The 17191-nt window shown below is 66.2% G+C and carries 17 protein-coding genes; 3 read left to right on the forward strand and 14 right to left on the reverse strand.

The window, feature by feature from the left end:
• The 7 genes from ACIQ6O_RS04555 to ACIQ6O_RS04585 form a co-directional block, all read right to left on the reverse strand.
• Positions 1-1364: peptidase U32 family protein (locus ACIQ6O_RS04555; RefSeq protein WP_396206603.1), on the reverse strand; the 1364-nt coding region annotated here is incomplete at its 3' end.
• Positions 1365-1478: 114 nt separating this feature from the next.
• Positions 1479-1631 carry a hypothetical protein gene (locus tag ACIQ6O_RS04560; RefSeq protein WP_396206604.1) on the reverse strand — a complete coding sequence of 51 codons (153 nt, stop codon included), beginning with the start codon at positions 1629-1631 and terminating at the stop codon, positions 1479-1481.
• Complete coding sequence (locus ACIQ6O_RS04565) at positions 1628-1981, reverse strand: hypothetical protein (RefSeq protein ID WP_396206605.1); 354 nt, start codon at positions 1979-1981, stop codon at positions 1628-1630. The genes ACIQ6O_RS04560 and ACIQ6O_RS04565 overlap by 4 nt, the downstream gene beginning before the upstream one ends.
• Before the next feature lie 5 nt (positions 1982-1986).
• Positions 1987-3363, reverse strand: a complete 1377-nt coding sequence (locus ACIQ6O_RS04570) for an acyclic terpene utilization AtuA family protein (RefSeq protein ID WP_396206606.1) — start codon at positions 3361-3363, stop codon at positions 1987-1989.
• Positions 3363-4976 (reverse strand): acyl-CoA carboxylase subunit beta, encoded by a 1614-nt coding sequence (locus ACIQ6O_RS04575; protein WP_396206607.1) that lies wholly within the window; start codon positions 4974-4976, stop codon positions 3363-3365. The genes ACIQ6O_RS04570 and ACIQ6O_RS04575 overlap by 1 nt, the downstream gene beginning before the upstream one ends.
• Positions 4973-5386: a cobalamin B12-binding domain-containing protein gene (locus tag ACIQ6O_RS04580; RefSeq protein WP_396206608.1), complete on the reverse strand. Its 414-nt coding sequence runs from the start codon at positions 5384-5386 to the stop codon at positions 4973-4975. Before ACIQ6O_RS04580 ends, ACIQ6O_RS04575 begins: the two co-directional genes overlap by 4 nt.
• Positions 5387-5465: 79 nt before the next feature.
• Entirely contained in the window at positions 5466-6221 is a 756-nt protein-coding gene (locus tag ACIQ6O_RS04585) for a class I SAM-dependent methyltransferase (protein WP_396206609.1), read from the reverse strand.
• A 110-nt stretch (positions 6222-6331) separates the two neighbouring features.
• On the opposite strand from ACIQ6O_RS04585, the gene ACIQ6O_RS04590 reads away from it, so the two are divergent.
• Complete coding sequence (locus tag ACIQ6O_RS04590) at positions 6332-6772, forward strand: BLUF domain-containing protein (protein WP_396206610.1); 441 nt, start codon at positions 6332-6334, stop codon at positions 6770-6772.
• Positions 6773-6815: 43 nt separating this feature from the next.
• Here ACIQ6O_RS04590 and ACIQ6O_RS04595 read toward each other — a convergent pair whose 3' ends face one another.
• The 7 genes from ACIQ6O_RS04595 to aspS are packed head-to-tail and all read right to left on the reverse strand — an operon-like array spanning position 6816 to position 15178.
• Complete coding sequence (locus ACIQ6O_RS04595) at positions 6816-8510, reverse strand: methylmalonyl-CoA mutase (protein WP_396206611.1); 1695 nt, start codon at positions 8508-8510, stop codon at positions 6816-6818.
• Complete coding sequence (gene meaB, locus ACIQ6O_RS04600) at positions 8507-9649, reverse strand: methylmalonyl Co-A mutase-associated GTPase MeaB (protein ID WP_396206612.1); 1143 nt, start codon at positions 9647-9649, stop codon at positions 8507-8509. The genes ACIQ6O_RS04595 and meaB overlap by 4 nt, the downstream gene beginning before the upstream one ends.
• 31 nt (positions 9650-9680) lie before the next feature.
• A complete protein-coding gene (locus ACIQ6O_RS04605; RefSeq protein WP_396206613.1) occupies positions 9681-10610 on the reverse strand; it encodes a CBS domain-containing protein in 930 nt (309 codons plus the stop codon).
• 17 nt (positions 10611-10627) lie between these two features.
• Entirely contained in the window at positions 10628-11905 is a 1278-nt protein-coding gene (locus ACIQ6O_RS04610; protein WP_396206614.1) for a hemolysin family protein, read from the reverse strand.
• Positions 11906-11910: 5 nt separating this feature from the next.
• Positions 11911-12375 carry an rRNA maturation RNase YbeY gene (gene ybeY / locus ACIQ6O_RS04615; RefSeq protein ID WP_396206615.1) on the reverse strand — a complete coding sequence of 155 codons (465 nt, stop codon included), beginning with the start codon at positions 12373-12375 and terminating at the stop codon, positions 11911-11913.
• An 11-nt stretch (positions 12376-12386) separates the two neighbouring features.
• Positions 12387-13364: a PhoH family protein gene (locus ACIQ6O_RS04620; RefSeq protein ID WP_396206616.1), complete on the reverse strand. Its 978-nt coding sequence runs from the start codon at positions 13362-13364 to the stop codon at positions 12387-12389.
• On the reverse strand, positions 13361-15178 hold the full coding sequence (gene aspS, locus ACIQ6O_RS04625; RefSeq protein ID WP_396206617.1) for an aspartate--tRNA ligase: 1818 nt from the start codon (positions 15176-15178) through the stop codon (positions 13361-13363). Before aspS ends, ACIQ6O_RS04620 begins: the two co-directional genes overlap by 4 nt.
• 173 nt (positions 15179-15351) lie before the next feature.
• Between aspS and ACIQ6O_RS04630 the strand changes: the two genes are divergently transcribed.
• On the forward strand, positions 15352-16251 hold the full coding sequence (locus ACIQ6O_RS04630) for a hypothetical protein (RefSeq protein ID WP_396206618.1): 900 nt from the start codon (positions 15352-15354) through the stop codon (positions 16249-16251).
• Positions 16248-17191 (forward strand): 23S rRNA (adenine(2503)-C(2))-methyltransferase RlmN (gene rlmN / locus ACIQ6O_RS04635; protein ID WP_396206619.1); only part of this gene is annotated, 944 nt, incomplete at its 3' end. The genes ACIQ6O_RS04630 and rlmN, both read left to right, overlap by 4 nt.

Below are 17191 nucleotides of genomic sequence, written 5' to 3' on the forward strand. Positions count from 1 at the left end.
ACCTCGCCGCGCACGGTCACTTCGATCTCACCGCAGCTCCACACGGTCTTGAGCGGGCCGCCCGCGTGGCCGAAACATCGGACATCAACCCGGTGCAGACCGACCCGATCGAATAGGGGCACAGCCGAATACGACTCACGAGCACCCGCAAGGAGCGCAGCATCACTCGTGCGCACCACGTGCCAGCCTTCGGGCACGCGCGTCACGCGCGGGCCGCTCTTCACGAGGACCACCTGACGATGCACGCCAGCGCGCGACGAGAGCGTGCGTACCTCTGCCACGGTGCCACCGACCGAAGCGCCGGCGTCGGCAGCCGGGGCCTCGAATCCCAGACCATCGCCGACGGACACCGGGCGCGACACCTCGATGATCAGCGACTGGCCCTCGCCACCGGTGACCATCCCGATGGGCAGGCCGCGATTGTCGGGTTGCGTGCGCGTGATGTATTCGCGCCCCTGCCGCCCGCCGTACATGCCGCCGGTGTTGCCGCGGCTGAAGATCTGCACCAGCGGTTCCACTTCCTCCGGCCGTGGTGCACGTCCGCTCTCGCCGCGCGCGATGCCGTCGAGCCACCCGCGATAGGCTTTCGTCACCGTAGCCACGTACTCGGGCTTCTTCTTCCGCCCTTCGACCTTGAGGCATCCCACGCCGAGCTTGGCGATCTCCTCAAGGTGATCGTGCGCGGCCAGATCCTTGGTGGAAATGAGATAGCCGCTGTCGAGCGTGGCCTTCGTGTTCTCGTCGGTCAGCGTGTAATCCTTTCGACACGACTGGGCACAGGAGCCGCGGTTCGCGGAGCGCTCACTGATCATCCCCGACATGAAGCACTGGCCGGAGTACGAGATGCAGAGCGCGCCATGGACGAACGTCTCGAGGCTGAGATCCGGCACCGCCTCGCGAATGGCGCGAATGTCCTCGAGCGTGTTCTCGCGGGCGAGCACGACGCGCTCCACACCAAGCTCGCGCATCACGCGCGCTCCCGACTCGTCGTGCACGGTCATCTGCGTGGAGCCGTGCACCTCGAGCTGTGGGTACACCTGCTGGATGAGGCGTACCACGCCGAGGTCCTGCACGATGGCGGCGTCGATGCCGCGGTCGATACACTCCCCGAGGTACTTCAATGCTTCGGGCAGCTCGTGCGGCTTGATCAGCACGTTGAACGTGAGATACACCCGCACGCCACGAGAATGCGCGATGGCGCACGCCTGCCCGAGTTCATCCAGCGACAGCTGCGCCCCTTCGTCGCGGGCGTTGTACATGGACGCGCCGAGGTACACCGCGTTGGCCCCATTCGCGACAGCCGCGCGAACGGCGTCGAGGGTACCGGCCGGAGCAAGCAATTCGGGGACAAATGGGCGAGTCATCCCTGAATCATAACGGGGGGCGGAACCACCGATTTGGGACCGGGGTGGGAAACCGCTCTCGCGGAAGCGCAGAGCCGGCGGCGGGCGCGGAGCGGTACCCGCGCGCCCCCCGCGTCAGCCCAGTGAGCGCTTCGCGAACCGAAGGAAGAATGCGACCGCGACCAGCGCCACGCCCACCCAGCGCAGCCATTCCCGGCCCGTCTGCTGCGCGATCGTGAATGCGATGACGCCCAAGGCGATGAGCGCGATGCGGACGCGTTGGATCATGACGCGGCGGGCAACCCGAGTGTGGCCGCCTCGGCGTCGGGAACATCCACCACCAGACGCAGCAGCGCCGTCGAGTAGACCTTGCCCTGCGCGTCGGTCTTGAGCGACAGCGTGCCGCCGCCATCGAGCGCGCCATGCAACAGGAAGTTGAGCGCCTGCAGGTTGGGAAGTTCGAAGCGGATCACGCTACCGGTGATCTGCCCTTCAAAGTGCTTCGCCACGGCGTCTCGCGTGACATAGCGATCGAGCACGGTGTACCACTCCGGACGGAGGGCGATCAGCCCCACATTGGCAGTGTCACCCTTGTCGCCGCTGCGGGCGTGTGCGATATCGAGCAGACGAACTTTCACGACACTCACTCCACGATGGTGACAGCGGTGGACACGGCGCGCTTGTCGAGCAGTGCGGGCCAGTAGGCCACGATTTCCTCGACCTTGGGGCGACCGCCGGCGAAGCCCGTCACGCTTGGCGGGCCATTGAGTACGAGCGGCGCGATTTCCCGCGTGAAGCGTTCGACCGCCGCACGATCGCCACCGCGGACGCCGATACGGTACTGCACTTCCGGCGCGTCACGACCGTCACCCGCCAGCGGACCATGCGTGGAGGTGGCGCCAACGAACTCACTGAGGACCTGATCGAACCTGAGCCCCAGACGGTCGAGGCGTTCGCGCAGCACGCGGTCGGCCAGCTGCGCCTTCTCCATGGCGTCCGGCCATGAATAGACCAGCGAGCCGACGGCCTTGAAGCCGGCCCGATAGGCGATGGACACCTTGAGGAACGGCGTGGGCGGCGCCCCCGTGATCCCGTGCACGCGCACCCGGTTCTCTCCGTCTGCGGCTAGCTGGATACTGGTGAAATCGGCGACGACGTCGGGCGTGATATAGGCGTGCGGATCCCCCATTTCGTACACGAGCTGTTCCGTCACACTGGGGATGCTCACGCGGCCGCCCGTCCCCGGATGCTTCGTGATGACGAACGACCCGTCGGCGCGCGCCTCCGCGATGGGATACCCGACGTTCGCGAGATCGGGGATGTTGCGCCAGTCGTGCAGGCAGTTGCCACCGCTGCACTGCGCCCCGCACTCGAGGATGTGGCCGGCCACGATCCCAGCGGCCAGTGCGTTCCAATCGTCCGCCGCCCAGCCGAACTCGTGCCGCAGCGGAGCCATCGTGAGCGAGGTGTCGGTGCTGCGCCCGGTCACCACCACATTGGCGCCGCGCTGCAACGCCTCCACGATCGGCGTCGACCCGATGTAGGCGTTCGCCGAGAGCACGCGATCACGGATCCCGGCGAGTGGCTCGCCTGTATCCATATTCTTGAGTTCGTGCCCGTCTGCGAGCAGGGTGTCGAGACGATCGAGAATGTCGTCACCCGTAACCACGCCGATGCGAATCTTGCCGCGCACGCCGGCCTTGTCGGCCGCCGCGAGCACCGCATCGGCGCACGCCATGGGGTTCACACCGCCGGCGTTGGCGATGACCTTCACGCCCCGCTCCGCCACGGCCGGGAAGACGCTCTCCATGGCGCCGATGAAGTCGCGCGCGTACCCCATGCGCGGGTCGCGCTCCTTCTGCTTCTGCACGATGGACATCGTGACTTCGGCGAGATAGTCGAGCATGAGGTAGTCGACCGGACCACCTTCCACCTGCCGGCGCGGCGCTTCAAGCCAGTCACCCCAGAACCCCTGGCCGCTCGCGACCCGCACCACCTTGTCCTGCTTCGCCTCCGACATCACTCGCCTCCGACGGGCGGCATCGGCGGCAGCACGAAGGCGCCGAGATGCGGACCGCGATTCTGGTTGGCTGCCCGCAGTGCCATCGCGAGCAGATCACGGGTGTCTTCCGGGTATACGATGGTATCGACAAAACCGCGGGCGGCCGCGTAGCGCGCGTCGAGTTGCTCTTCATAGTCCGCGCGCATGGCCTCGACCGCTTCGATCACGTCGGCTGACGGTGCCGCACCGGCCTTCTTCGCGGCATCGAGCGCCGGCCCATGCACGGCCTGCACGGCCGCCTCTCCCTCCATCACCGCCATGCGCCCGGTCGGCCACGAGAAGATGAAGTCGGGATCGAAGCCCTGCCCGGCCATGGCATAGTATCCAGCACCGCTCGCGTGGTTCACGGTGAGGACGATCTTCGGCACGCGCGCGCACGCCATCGCTTCGACGAAGTGCGCGCCGGCGCGAATGATGCCATCGTGTTCGGCGTCCGGGCCGACCATGAACCCCGACACGTCCTGCACGAACAGGATCGGAATGCCCTGTTTGTCACACCGTTCGATGAAATAGGCGACCTTTTCGGCGCTTTCGGCATAGATGATCCCCCCGAAGCGCGGACGTTCGCCGGGCCGGCCCTTGATCAGGCCGCGCTGATTGGCGATGACCCCGACCGGGATACCCTCGATGCGCGCATCGCCGCAGATCATCTCCTTGGCGAGATTCGGCTGAAACTCGTCGAGCGCGCCGTCGTCGAGCACGGTGCGCAACAGCGCATGCATGTCGTACTGCATGCGGTGATCAGCCGGGAGCAAATCGTACAGCGCCGAGGGCGGTTCGGCCGGCGGGCGCCAGGTCGTCTCACGCTGCTGCGGTCGCGGGAGCCGCGCGACGAGTTCGCGCAGCTTGTCGAGACACGCGGCGTCGTCGTCGAGGGCATAGTGGGCCACCCCCGAGATCTCGGTGTGCGTGATGGCCCCCCCGAGCGTTTCACCATCGACGCTCTGTCCGGTGGCGCCCTTCACGAGATTGGGGCCGCCGAGGCCCATGAACGATGTGCCCTTCACCATGAGGATCACGTCGCTCAGGGCCGGGAGATACGCACCGCCTGCCACGCACTGCCCCATCACCGCCGCGAACTGCGGAATGCGCAGGTACCGACGCATGATGGAGTTGTAGTAGAAGATGCGTGCCGCCCCGTACTGCCCGGGGAACACTCCACCCTGATACGGGAGGTTCACGCCGGCGGAATCGACGAGATAGAGGATGGGGATGCGGCACCGCATCGCGACTTCCTGCGCGCGCAGAATCTTCGTGATGGTCTCAGGCCACCACGAGCCGGCCTTCACGGTGGCGTCGTTGGCCACCACCACCACTTCGCGCCCCTCGACCATGATGAGGCCGGTGATCACCCCGGCGGCTGGGGCCTGCCCGTCGTAACGATCATGGGCAACGAGAAGGCCGATCTCGAGGAAGGGAGTCCCGGGATCGGCCAAACGCTCGACGCGCTCACGTGCCGTGAGCTTTCCCTGCTTGTGCTGCTTCTCGATCTTGTCTGGCCCGCCGCCGAGTCGGAGGCGGGCTTCCAGCGCGCGAACCTCGTCGGCGAGCTGGCGGAGTCGGCCGCTCACGCGCCCTGCTCTTCGCGAGAGGCGAACCACTCGCGGATGTAATCGACGAGCTCTTGCGTGCTTGTACCCGGGCCGAACAGCCGCGCCACGCCTCGTGCCTGCAGCGCGTCCATGTCTTCCTTGGGAATGATGCCGCCCCCCGTCAGGAGGATGTCATCACGACCCGCCTCGAGCAGGAGATCGCGCACCCGCGGAAAGAGCGTCATGTGGGCGCCGGAGAGGATGGAGAGGCCAACCACATCGACATCTTCCTGGACGGCCGCCGTGGCGATCATCTCGGGTGTCTGGTGGAGGCCGGTGTAGATCACTTCCATGCCGGCGTCGCGCAGCGCGGCCGCCACCACCTTGGCGCCACGGTCGTGTCCATCGAGGCCGGGTTTGGCCACCAGTACGCGAATCGGTCGAGTCATCGGTTGGATAATCGGGAGGGTTCTGCGAACGGGCACTTGGTCCGATGGTCCGGAAGCCCTGTGCCCTGTGCAAAGTTACTCAGCCGTCCTTGCGCGCCACCAGCAGCATTTCGCTGGATTTGCGTGTGAGCGGACGGGCGCTCCAGGAATCGAACGCCTGTTCCACCACGAGCCCCACGTCACGCAGCCGCATCGCGAGTTCGGACGCCGTGTAGAGCCGAATGCGATGCGAACGCTCGCCATGGCCCTTGGGGCCACGCCACGTCGACGTGATTTCCAGAAACCCCGAGAGCGGATCGAAGGAACGCTCCTGGCCGAACATGGTGCCGTCGGCGCTCGACCACCAATCGCGTGTGAGGAACTTCGCCATCACCCCATCTCGCGCGCCGCCGTGCCAGATCAATACGCCGCCGGGCTTGAGAACGCGGGAAAATTGGGACAACACGCGCAAATCATCGTTCGGATCGTCAAAGAAACCGAACGACGTGAACAGATTGACTACCGCGTCGAAACGACCCGTCCAGCGACCCGGGAGTTTCCGCATATCCCCCTGCGTGAAGCGCAACGTCTTGCCGGACCCGCGCTTCCGGGCCACGGCGAGGAGGTCCTCCGAGTAGTCGAGGGCGTCCACATCGAAACCAGCTTCCGCGAGGAGGTGGGCATGTCGCCCCTGTCCACAAGGACAGTCGAGCACCCGGGCACCGGACGGCAATGCCAGCACGTCCAGCAGGCGGGCGACCTCTTTCCGGTCCTGGACCCGGTCAAAAAGGGGCTCGTACTCGTGGAGGTACTGTTTATCGAACTGGGTGGCCCACCAAGGGCTGTCGGTGTTCATCCGGAGACGCTAGATACTGTGACGAAGCCGCACAAGCCGCATGCCCCGGATCTCCGCGGTCCTGCCGCCGAATTCCGGGCCACGACCCCTTTCTCGCTGCATCGGATCCTGTGCCCGACATCCGTCTTCTCTACTCCAGCGCGGCCAGCGCCGATAAGTCATACGGCGCCCTGGTCGAAATCATGAACCACGCCCAGACGCGCAATATCGAGCGCGGCATCACGGGTATCCTCTGCTACGGCTCCGGCCAGTTCCTGCAGGCTCTGGAAGGTGAGCGGCGGGCCGTGAATGCACTCTACCACCGCATCGCGCAGGACGCGCGCCATGCCGATTGCCAGTTGATCGATGTGGCGGAGATCGAGTCGCGCGCCTTCCCCGAGTGGACGATGAAGGTCGTGAACTGGGAAACCGGTGACACCGCGCGCCGCCGCGCTGTCCTTCAGGCCGATACGGGATCCGATGTGTTCGATCCCGCCGTCATGACGGCGGCTCAGGCGACGACGTTCCTCCTGCATCTCGCGGCGCTCGAACGCGAACTCGCCGCCGACTGACCCAGTCGGCGGCGAGCGCGGCACCACGCGGCGTGGCGGTAAGCTAGAAGAACACCGGTTCGCGATAGGCGCCGAACACGTCTTCGAGTGCCGCCCGGATTTCGTAGAGCGTGCAGTAGGAACGGGCGCAGTCGAGAATGTGCGGCACCACGTTTTCGGTCCCACGCGCGGCGACTCGAAGCGCCTCGAGATGCCGCGCGCAGAGGGCGTTGTCACGTGATGCCCGCAGCGCCGCCATCTTGGCCTTCTGCTCCTCCTCCGCCTCCTGTCCGATGCGCAGGATGGGAATGGTGAGTTCCGGCTCCTCCGTGACGAAGTCGTTGACGCCCACCACAAGTTTGCGGCGCTGTTCGATCTCCCACTGCTGCCGCGCGGCGCTTTCGGCGATCCGCTTCTGGAACCAGCCGTCTTCCAACCCCTTCACCACGCCGCCGATTTCGTCGATCTGCGCGAACAGTTGCTCGGCCTCGCGCTCGAGCTGGTCGGTGAGCGCCTCGATGTAGTAGGAGCCCCCCAGCGGGTCCATCACGTTCGGCACGCCGGTCTCGTAGGCGAGAATCTGCTGCGTGCGCAGCGCGACCTGCACGGCCGCCTCGGTCGGTAGCGAGAGCGTTTCGTCCATCGAGTTGGTGTGCAGCGATTGCGTGCCACCGAGGACCGCGGCCAGCGCCTGATACGCGACGCGAACCACATTGTTCATCGGCTGCTGCGCCGTGAGCGTCACGCCGGCCGTTTGCGAGTGAAAGCGCATCATCCACGAGCGTGGATTCTTCGCGCCGTAGCGCTCCTTCATGTGACGCGCCCAAATGCGACGCGCGGCACGCAGCTTGGCGATCTCTTCGAAGAAATCGTTATGGATATCCCAGAAGAACGACAATCGCGGGCCGAACTCGTCCACGTCGAGCCCACGGGCAATCCCGCGCTCCACATAGGTGAATCCATCGGCGAGCGTGAATGCGAGTTCCTGCGCGGCCGTCGAGCCCGCCTCACGGATGTGATAGCCGGAGATGGAGATCGTATTCCAATTCGGCGCGTGCTTGGCACACCAATCGAAACCATCCACGATGAGCCGCAGCGCCGGTTCGATGGGGAAGCACCAGGCGTGCTGCGCCATGTACTCCTTCAGGATGTCGTTCTGCACCGTGCCTTGGAGCTTCGACGCATCCACTCCCTGCTTCTCTGCTGCCGCGATGTAAAAGCACAGCAGAATGATCGCCGGCCCGTTGATCGTCATGCTTGTAGACACCTTGTCGAGGGGGATGCCCTCGAACAGCGTCTCCATGTCGGCAAGCGACGAGATGGCGACGCCGCACTTGCCCACTTCCCCTTCCGAACGAGGATGGTCGCTGTCGTAGCCCATCAGTGTCGGGAAGTCGAAGGCCACCGACAGCCCGGTCTGCCCCTGCGACAGCAAGAACTTGTATCGCTGATTGGTTTCGCGCGCCGTCCCGAAGCCGGCGAACTGGCGCATCGTCCAAAGCTTGCCGCGATAGCCCGTGGGATGAATGCCACGCGTGAACGGCCACGTGCCCGGTGTTTCGAAGGCGGTGCCAGCCGAATCCTCGAGGTCGAGCGCCGTAAACAGCGGCGGGACTTCCTGCGCCGAGTTGGTGTAGGCGATATCGCGCTTGCGGCCACCGTCGTACTGGCCCTTCCACCGCGCCACCTCCTGGCGCAGGGCGTCCAGCTCCTCCTGCTGCTGGCGGACGACGTCTTCGAGTTCGCGGATACTGGTCATGCGCTGGTCCCCTTGGGGTGCGACAACGGCGCGTAGGCGGCGCCGGTCAGGAGGGAGCTGCTACGGGCACGCAGGGCGTCCGCCACGGCGAACGGGACCAGCGTACCTGCTTCGAGGGCATCGAGTTGGGCGTCGAGCCAGGCGAGCGTGTCGGCGTCGTGCCAGAGCCGCTGCCGGATCTGCTGTTCCACCACTTCCATCACCCGCTCCCGAAGGCGGGCGCGGCGGCGTTGGCGCAGCTCACCACTAGCGTCAAGATAGCGGAAGTGCCGTGAGAGCGCGTCCGCCACTTCGGCCACGCCTTCGTTCTGCGCGGCGACAGACCGGAGCACCGGCGGTGTCCACAGTTCGGGGTGCTCTTCCTGCGCCGCGGCGCGGGCTGCCCGCGCCGGGTTCATGGCATCACGCAGCGCGTCCCGATCGGCGTCGGCCATTCCGCGCAGGTCGACACCATGATGCGCCGGCATGTTCTTCATCGTGGCGCCCGATCGTAAACCAAGCATGAGCTCGATGTCGTTGCGCAACCGATCCGCACCGGGGCGATCGGCCTTGTTCACCGTATACACATCGGCGATCTCCATCACGCCCGCCTTGAGCGTCTGGATGGAGTCCCCCGACTCGGGTACAAGCACCACGAGCGTCGAATCCGCAGCGCGGGACACGTCGAGCTCACTCTGCCCGACGCCGACGGTCTCGATGAGGATGATGTCCTTGCCGAATCCGTCGAGCACATCGCAGACCTCGCGCGTGGCCGTGGCGAGACCGCCAAGCGAGCCACGGGTTGCCATGGAGCGGATGAACACGCCGGGATCGAGCGCCACGTCCTCCATGCGGATGCGGTCGCCGAGCAGCGCCCCGCCCGTAAATGGTGATGTGGGATCGACCGCGACGATGCCGACGGTGAGTCCGGCGTCACGGTAGTACCGCGCAAGACGCGTGGTGAGCGTGCTCTTTCCTGCGCCCGGCGGACCCGTAATGCCGATGCGTCGGGCGCGTCCGAGCAGCGCGTGCTGCGCGGCCAGAATCTGTTCGAAACCGGCGCGATGGTTCTCGACGATACTCACCGCGCGCGCCAGCGCGGCGGCCTTACCGGCACGAAACTGCGTGAGAAGACGCGCCACGGGAGTGGTCGTCGTCACCAACTCTGCCGCCAGGTCGCTGTCCGGTTCCCTACTCGCTGCCATCATCGTGTTCGTCGCGGATGTCACCAACCAATTCCTCGAGGAGATCTTCCAATGTGACCAGCCCCGTCACCGCACCGCCATCCTGTACGATCGCCAGTTGACGCCGCGAGCGCAGCATTTCGAACAGGAGATCCTTGGCCGACTTTTCGGGGCGCGTGAACGCGACGGGACGCACCGCCGGCACCGCTTCACCGCGGCGTCGAAAAACGTCGAACACGTGGACCATCCCGCTGATCTGGTCGGGTGAGTCACGATAGACCGGTACGCGACTGTAGCCGGCCGTGGCCACCTGTCGTGCGAGCTCAGCGGCCGTAAGGTCATCCCGCAATAGAAACATGTCGGGTCGCGGTGTCATGACGTCGCGCACCGTCTTGTCGCCGAACTGCACGACGCCGGTGATGATCGCCATTTCCTCGGTGGCCCCGATGTCGTGGAATGTGCCATCGCGCAGAAGTTCCTCCAGCCCATCGCGCATATCGTCACCGTTCGTGGTCTCAGGTCTGGTGACGAGGCGTCGGACGATGTCCGCGAGGGCGTGAAACGGCGCGAGGATGAGATCCGTCAGGCGAAGCACGGGCACCAGCACCGGCACCAACTGGGGGGCCCACCGCCGACCGACGGCCCGCGGCAGCAACTGTCCGAACACCAGCAACAGCCCGAGGAAGAGCACGACGTCGCGCACGAATATCCACGCCTGTACCCCGTCGTTCATCGCAATGACGGAGCCGGTGGCGAACACCACCAACATGCTCGCCGTCCCGGCGGTGTGGACCAGACGGGACGGACGTTCGAGGTAGCGGGCCATCGCGCCCATGCCACCAACGCGATGTTCAATCCAATGACGCAGCCACAGGCGGCTCACCGCACGAACGGCAGTCGCGGACAGCGTGAGCAGCGCGACCGCGGCGACGGCCATGATTATCGTAAGGGCCGTCATTGTTCGCGGTCCTCGTCATCTGCGGCGCTCGGGTCTTCCATCGGGAGGCGCTCGAGATAGACGCGCTCGATCTTGCGACGAATCACGCGCTCGACGATGACCTTGAACGGGCCGATGCTCAGAGACTCGCCGGCGCGCGGCACGCGGCCAAGGAGTTCCATGACGAGGCCGCCAACGGTAGAAACGTCGTCACGGCCGAAGTCGTAGCCGAGCGCGGAGGAGAGGTCGTCGAGCGTCAGACGCCCCGTCACCCAGAACCGCAGGTCATCTTCGCTCTCGACCAGTCGCTCCTCATCGTCGTACTCGTCACGGATCTCACCGACGAGTTCCTCGAGGATGTCCTCGATCGTCACAAGGCCCGCGGTGCCGCCATACTCGTCCGCCACGATGGCGATATGACGGCGGCTCTGGCGAAACTCCCTGAGCAGGTCGGCGATGCGCTTCGAAGCGGGAATGAACACCGGCGGGCGCATCAGCGTCGTCCAGCCCCCCGCGGGCTCCTCGTCTGCAAGAACGGCCGGCAAGAGATCCTTGACGTAGAGGATGCCCACGATCTCATCGATCGACTCCTCGAACACGGGGACGCGCGAATGCTGGAGACTCCGCACCCGATCGATCATCTCCGACCATGAGGTGTCTCGTTCGATGCCCAGCATATCGACGCGCGGTACCATGACCTCTTCCGCGGTCGTCTCGCCGAAATCGAACACACCGAGCAACAGCTCGCGCTCCTCGCCGGTGACGTCCGACTCGCTGGTCACGACATCGCGGAACTGCTGCGCGGCCTCTTCGCGACGCTCCTGCGTCGCTTCCGACTCCGACACGACCTCCGCAAAAAGCCCGTCCACCCAATCGCCGAGCGCGACGATGGGCCACAGGACTTTCTCCACGAGACCCGTGAACCACGCCAGCCGTTCGGCCGCATGATCGCCAAGGGCATCCCCCAACACACGTGCGACGCTCTCCGCCACCAGCACAGTCGCCAGGCCGACCAGCAGCAAGAGGGCGAGAAGCGAGAGCGTGGCGTGTCCGGCGAGATCGAGGGCCACGGCCAGCCCGCTCCCCGCCACGAGGTGGCCGGCGACGCGCGCGAACGCCAGGGCCCGGTGCGACTGCTCGCGCCCAGGGATCGAGCGCGGCACCGCCGGCGACGGCACCCCGAAGCTCCCGCGATCGGTGTTTACGGGAAGCGCGCTCTCCGACAGCAGGGCCCCGTCGGCCACGGCCGACAAGGCCGCGACGGCTGCACCAGCAGCCGCCAGTCCCCACGCCATTGCGCTCATGCGAGGCGAGACGGGGTGATCCAGAAGCGGCGCAACAGCTGCTCCTGGCGTCGCCACATCGGCGACGTCGTGCGTGCATCGTCTTCCGGATGCTCCCAGCCACAGGCGTGAAGCGTCCCATGCACCACGAGGCGTGCAAGTTCCTCTCGCACCCCGACCCCATGTGCGCGCGCCTGCGCTCGCGCCACGTCGGGGCAGATATACACGTCGCCGATCACCGTACCGGCAGGATCAGCGCCAAGCGCGAAGGTGATCACGTCCGTCGGTCCCGCGTGACCCAGATGACGCCGGTTGAGCGTCGCGCTCGCGCGCGACGACACGAACGTGATCGAGAGCATCGCGCGCGGGACCTTCAGCGCACGCAGCACCTGCCGGCAAAGCTCGGCGAGTTTCTCGGTGGCCACCGGAATCCGCGTGCCGTCGCATTCCACGGCGACGACCCGCGGTTCCGGTTTAGGCAATCGACCCTTTGTCATCCTCCACCCGCTGCGTCTTCGTTGTACGCCCGGATAATGTCTCGCACGAGCCGGTGCCGAACGACGTCGGACTCGTTGAAGTAATGAAACGCGATGCCTTCGATGCCGTGCAGGATGCGTTCGATCTGCATGAGCCCCGAGTCCTCGCGGCGCGGCAGATCCACCTGTGTCTTGTCGCCGGTGATCACGATCTTCGAGTTCACGCCGAGACGCGTGAGGAACATCTTCATCTGCGCGCCAGTCGCGTTCTGCGCTTCATCCAGAATCACGAACGCGTCACCCAGAGTGCGACCGCGCATGAACGCGAGGGGTGCGACTTCGATGGTGCGAGACTCGATCAGCTTCTGGATACGCTCGAAGGGGATGAGATCGTCGAGCGAATCGTACAACGGCCGGAGGTAGGGATCGACCTTCGCCTGCATGTCGCCGGGGAGGAAACCGAGACTCTCCCCCGCTTCCACGGCTGGTCTGGCCAGGACGATGCGGCGCACGCGCTTGCGCATGAGTGCGTCGACGGCCGCGGCGACCGCGAGATACGTCTTGCCCGTTCCGGCCGGTCCGATCCCGACGACGATGTCGTTCTCGGCAATCTTCTTGAGATACTCGGCCTGCCCCGGCGTCTTGGGCTGCACGCCACGCCGCGCGCCGGGGAGGACCAAGCTCCCGCTCGTCGCACCCGGGGTATCGGCGGGACGCTCCGTGAGCGAGAGGCGGAGGACATCATCGGCGGTGACTGATTTGCCATCCCGCACGAGGGCCACGAGCGCCGAGGCCACCGATTCGGCCCGCCCGATGGCGTCGGCGTCTCCAGCGAGCGACAGGTGATCACCGCGCAGGGCCACTCGGGCGCCCGTGGCGCGCTCAAGTTCCTTGAGATTGCCATCATTGACGCCGGCCAGCATCTGGAGATCGGCGCCCTCGACGGATACCCGCGCGGTCGCCACTTCGCCTCGCTCGGCGCGCGGATCGCTCACGAACGCGCCTCGCGTTCGGCCGCGTGTACGGCAATGTGCAACTCCGCGAGGTCATCGGCCGGAACCGCCACCGGCGCCCCTTCATACAACGAGCGCGCAGCCGTGGTCTTGGGAAAGGCGATCACGTCGCGCAGAGAGGGAGCACCGGAGAGGAGCATCGCAATGCGATCGAAGCCGAATGCGATCCCGCCGTGCGGCGGCGCGCCGGCGCGTAGTCCCTCGAGGAGAAAGCCAAAGCGCCGCTCCTGCTCCTCCACATCACCGATCCCGAGGAGCGCGAACATACGCGACTGTGTGGCTGGATCGCTGGTGCGGATGCTGCCACCGCCAAGTTCGGTGCCATTGAGCACGACGTCGTACGCGAGGGCGCGCCAGCGAGCCGGTTCGTCCGGATACGCGGCCATATCGTCGGGATTCGGCGCCGTGAACGGATGGTGCACCGCCGCGAGCGCGCCGGACTCGGGATCCTGTTCGAACATGGGAAAGTCGAGAACCCAGAGGAAACGCTGCGCCTGTTCGTCCACCAGGTCGAGGCGCCGTGCACATTCCTGACGGACGCGATCGAGCGCGGGACTGCTCACGCGATCGGCCGCCGCGACAAACAGCGCGAGGTCTCCATCCTCGAGGGCGAACTGCGCCTTGGCATTCTCGGTGAGGAACTTGGCGAGCGGTCCATCGTACTCGCCGTCGGCCTTCCGCAGGCGGAGGAGTCCACCGGCCCCCGCCCCCTTGGCCAACGCTTCGAGCTCGTCCACCTGCTTGCGACTCCACGCAGCGCCACCGGGCACGACGAGCCCACGGACGCGAGCACCATTCGCCATAGCCGTCGTGGTCACGGCGAAGTCGAGACCGGCGAACACGGCACTGTAGTCGCGCAGACGTAGCCCGTACCGCAGATCGGGGCGGTCACAGCCGTAGAACTCCATCGCATCGGCGTAGGTCATGCGCTCGAATTGCGCCGGCACATCGTGATGCCCCGCTTCGCGCCACAGCGCCCCGATGAGACCTTCGGCCAGTGTCATGATGTCCTGCCGGCCGATGAAGGAGGCTTCGATATCGATCTGTGTGAACTCGGGCTGACGATCCGCCCGGAGATCCTCATCGCGGAAGCAGCGCGCGATCTGGAAGTAGCGATCGAAGCCACAGCACATGAACAGTTGCTTGTAGATCTGCGGCGACTGCGGCAGCGCGTAAAACTCACCCGGGTGCACACGGCTGGGCACGAGATAGTCGCGTGCCCCCTCCGGTGTGGGTTTCGTGAGGATGGGTGTCTCGAGCTCGAGATACCCGCCATCGCTCAGGAATCGGCGCGTGACCTGCAGCAGCCGATGACGGAGCACGAGATTCTCCTGCAGCTCCGGACGACGCAGGTCGAGGTACCGATGCCGGAGGCGCAATTCCTCGGCCGGCATCTTGTCGCCACGCCCGCGGGCCACCGGCAGGGCCGGTGTGACCGCCGGGCCGACGACGGTGAGCGCGCGCACACGCACTTCGACCTCGCCCGTTCCCATGTCGGGATTGATGCGGTCGGTTTCCCGCGCGATCACTTCGCCTTCGCACAACACCACCGATTCCACACCGACGGCGGCGGCGAGTGTCTGGACATCAGCGGGGCTCCACGCGGGGCCGAAGGCCAGCTGCACCAGTCCCGTACGGTCGCGCAAGTCGATGAACACGAGCCCACCAAGGTCGCGGCTGCGATGCACCCAACCGCCCAGGCGGACGGTGCGGCCGACATCGTCTCGGCGCAGCAGGCCGCACGGGTCGGAGCGCATGGACGTGGAGAGCACGGACGACTGTGGCGTGGACGACATCAGGGACGGAACTCCGAGCACGGGAGCGAGAGAGGCACTGGCGACCGCCGGTGCCGACCAACGACCATCGATTGGCGCAAACGTTGAAAAGTAAATGCGTTACGTGACTCGGGGTAGGATTTTCGACGTCGGTTTCGCTTGACCTCGCCTTCCGGCGACGTTTAGTCTCCCATATGCGCCGCATGCTCATCTGCGGGCTTGCCGCGTTCGGCTGGGCCACCACTGGGCTCCGTGCGCAGCCGGTGCCCGCGCGCGACCTTTGGGAGTTCCCGCTCGGGGCCATCTTCGAGCCACCGGCCTTGGCATCCGAGGCGGGCGCTGGTCTGTGGAACCCTGCCACGGTCGCGCTGCCCACGGGCGACCGGTTCCGGTTCGGGGTGGCGTCGCTGAGTACCGGAAGCGCTCAGGGCGTCGACGGCCAACTGCTGGCTGCCGCGTGGCGGCGGGGCGGCGGCACGACGGTTGGGCTGTCGGTGGCGCGGAGCGCTGTTGGCGGTCTGGTGCGCACCGAGTCGGACCCGCAATCGCTCGGCAACATCCCCTACCAGAGCACCCTCACGAGCTTCACGGTCGCCCGTGCGCTGGTGCCTCATCTCACGGCGGGGCTCGCGGCGCGTTGGCGTAACGGCCGCGCCGATCAACTCACCCGCCATGCGGTCGCCGCGGATCTTGGCGTGGTCCTGCACGACCTGCCGTGGCGTGACGCCCGGGTCGCGGTGTCGAGCTTCCTGTGGCGCCCCGGCCGCGAGGTGGAAGACCGGCCGGCGCTTGTGGCGGCGGCCGACGTCAGGCTCGCTGGCGCCTCGCGCGCTCGTGAAGCGCGTCTGGGGTACACGGAGAGCGCGGTGAATCGTGGCGCCCGTGAACGTGGCCCGTTCGTTTCGGGTCGCTGGGACCGCGTGGAAGCACGTGCGGCACTCGTCCGTGCCACCGCGGGGGCCGGCGCCGCCACCCGCGTCCGCAGCGGGCTGGCGCTGTATTACGCGCGCTACGCCGTAGGCGTAGCGCGCGAAGAGGGCATTGCCGGCCTGGGGCCGGTCTATCAGTTCACGCTCAGTTCACTCCTCAAGTGACCAGTACCGATATCGCCGTTCTGCCGGACCTGCTCGACCTCGATCCCGATGCCGCGATCGCCACCCTGCGATCGTGGATGGAGGAACGCGGCGAACCGCCATACCGCGCGACACAGGTGTTCGGGCGACTCTGGCAGCGACCGGTGGCGTCGTTCGAGGAGATGAGCGAGCTCCCGAAAGGGCTACGAGAGGCGCTCGCCGGCGCGTTCCGTATTTCCTCCCTCGAGCTGGCCACCCGTCAACGCTCGGTAGACGGCACGGAGAAGTTCCTGTTCCGCCTGCACGACGGACAGTTCATCGAAACGGTAGCCATTCCTGATGGCGATCGGATGACGTTCTGTATCTCGTCTCAGGCCGGTTGCGCGCTCAAATGTGCGTTCTGCGCCACCGGCGTCATGGGATTTCAGCGGAACCTGCAGCCGTCGGAGATCGCCGGGCAAGTGCGTGCCCTGCGCATGCTTGAACCGCCCATCATCCCCACGAACATCGTGTTCATGGGAATGGGTGAACCGTTGATGAACTGGAAGGCCGTAAGTCCGTCGCTTACGCTCCTCAACGATCAGCGAGCGCTCGGCATCGGTGCGCGGCATATCACCATATCAACCGTCGGCATTCTTCCCGGCATCGTTGCCCTGGGCGAACGTCCCGAGCAATTCCGTCTCGCGATTTCGATCCACGCCCCGTCGGACGCGCTGCGCCAGACGTTGATGCCAGTGAACACGAAGTATCCGCTCGCGGAGGTCGTCGAGGCCGCGAAACAGTTCGATCGCCGTGTCACTTTTGAGTACGTGATGCTCGGCGGCGTGAATGATCAGCCCGAACATGCCGCGCAACTCGCTCAGCTCGCTCGCGAGTGTCGGGCGTTCGTGAACCTCATTCCGCTGCATCCTGGTGGTGCCATGGGCTTCTCGCCGACTCCCGCGCCGGTGATCACCGCATT

Origin of the sequence: Gemmatimonas sp. (assembly GCF_044345575.1) — a bacterium.
GTDB lineage: Bacteria > Gemmatimonadota > Gemmatimonadetes > Gemmatimonadales > Gemmatimonadaceae > Gemmatimonas.

Excerpts from the sequence above, each read along its gene's own strand:
- ACIQ6O_RS04560 (WP_396206604.1), bottom strand. The coding sequence starts at position 1,631 with ATGATCCAACGCGTCCGCATCGCGCTCATCGCCTTGGGCGTCATCGCA.
- ACIQ6O_RS04570 (WP_396206606.1), bottom strand. The coding sequence starts at position 3,363 with ATGTCGGAGGCGAAGCAGGACAAGGTGGTGCGGGTCGCGAGCGGCCAG.
- ACIQ6O_RS04580 (WP_396206608.1), bottom strand. The coding sequence starts at position 5,386 with ATGACTCGACCGATTCGCGTACTGGTGGCCAAACCCGGCCTCGATGGA.
- ACIQ6O_RS04585 (WP_396206609.1), bottom strand. The coding sequence starts at position 6,221 with ATGAACACCGACAGCCCTTGGTGGGCCACCCAGTTCGATAAACAGTAC.
- ACIQ6O_RS04595 (WP_396206611.1), bottom strand. The coding sequence starts at position 8,510 with ATGACCAGTATCCGCGAACTCGAAGACGTCGTCCGCCAGCAGCAGGAG.
- ACIQ6O_RS04605 (WP_396206613.1), bottom strand. The coding sequence starts at position 10,610 with ATGGCCGTCGCCGCGGTCGCGCTGCTCACGCTGTCCGCGACTGCCGTT.
- ACIQ6O_RS04610 (WP_396206614.1), bottom strand. The coding sequence starts at position 11,905 with ATGGCGTGGGGACTGGCGGCTGCTGGTGCAGCCGTCGCGGCCTTGTCG.
- aspS (WP_396206617.1), bottom strand. The coding sequence starts at position 15,178 with ATGTCGTCCACGCCACAGTCGTCCGTGCTCTCCACGTCCATGCGCTCC.
- ACIQ6O_RS04630 (WP_396206618.1), top strand. The coding sequence starts at position 15,352 with ATGCGCCGCATGCTCATCTGCGGGCTTGCCGCGTTCGGCTGGGCCACC.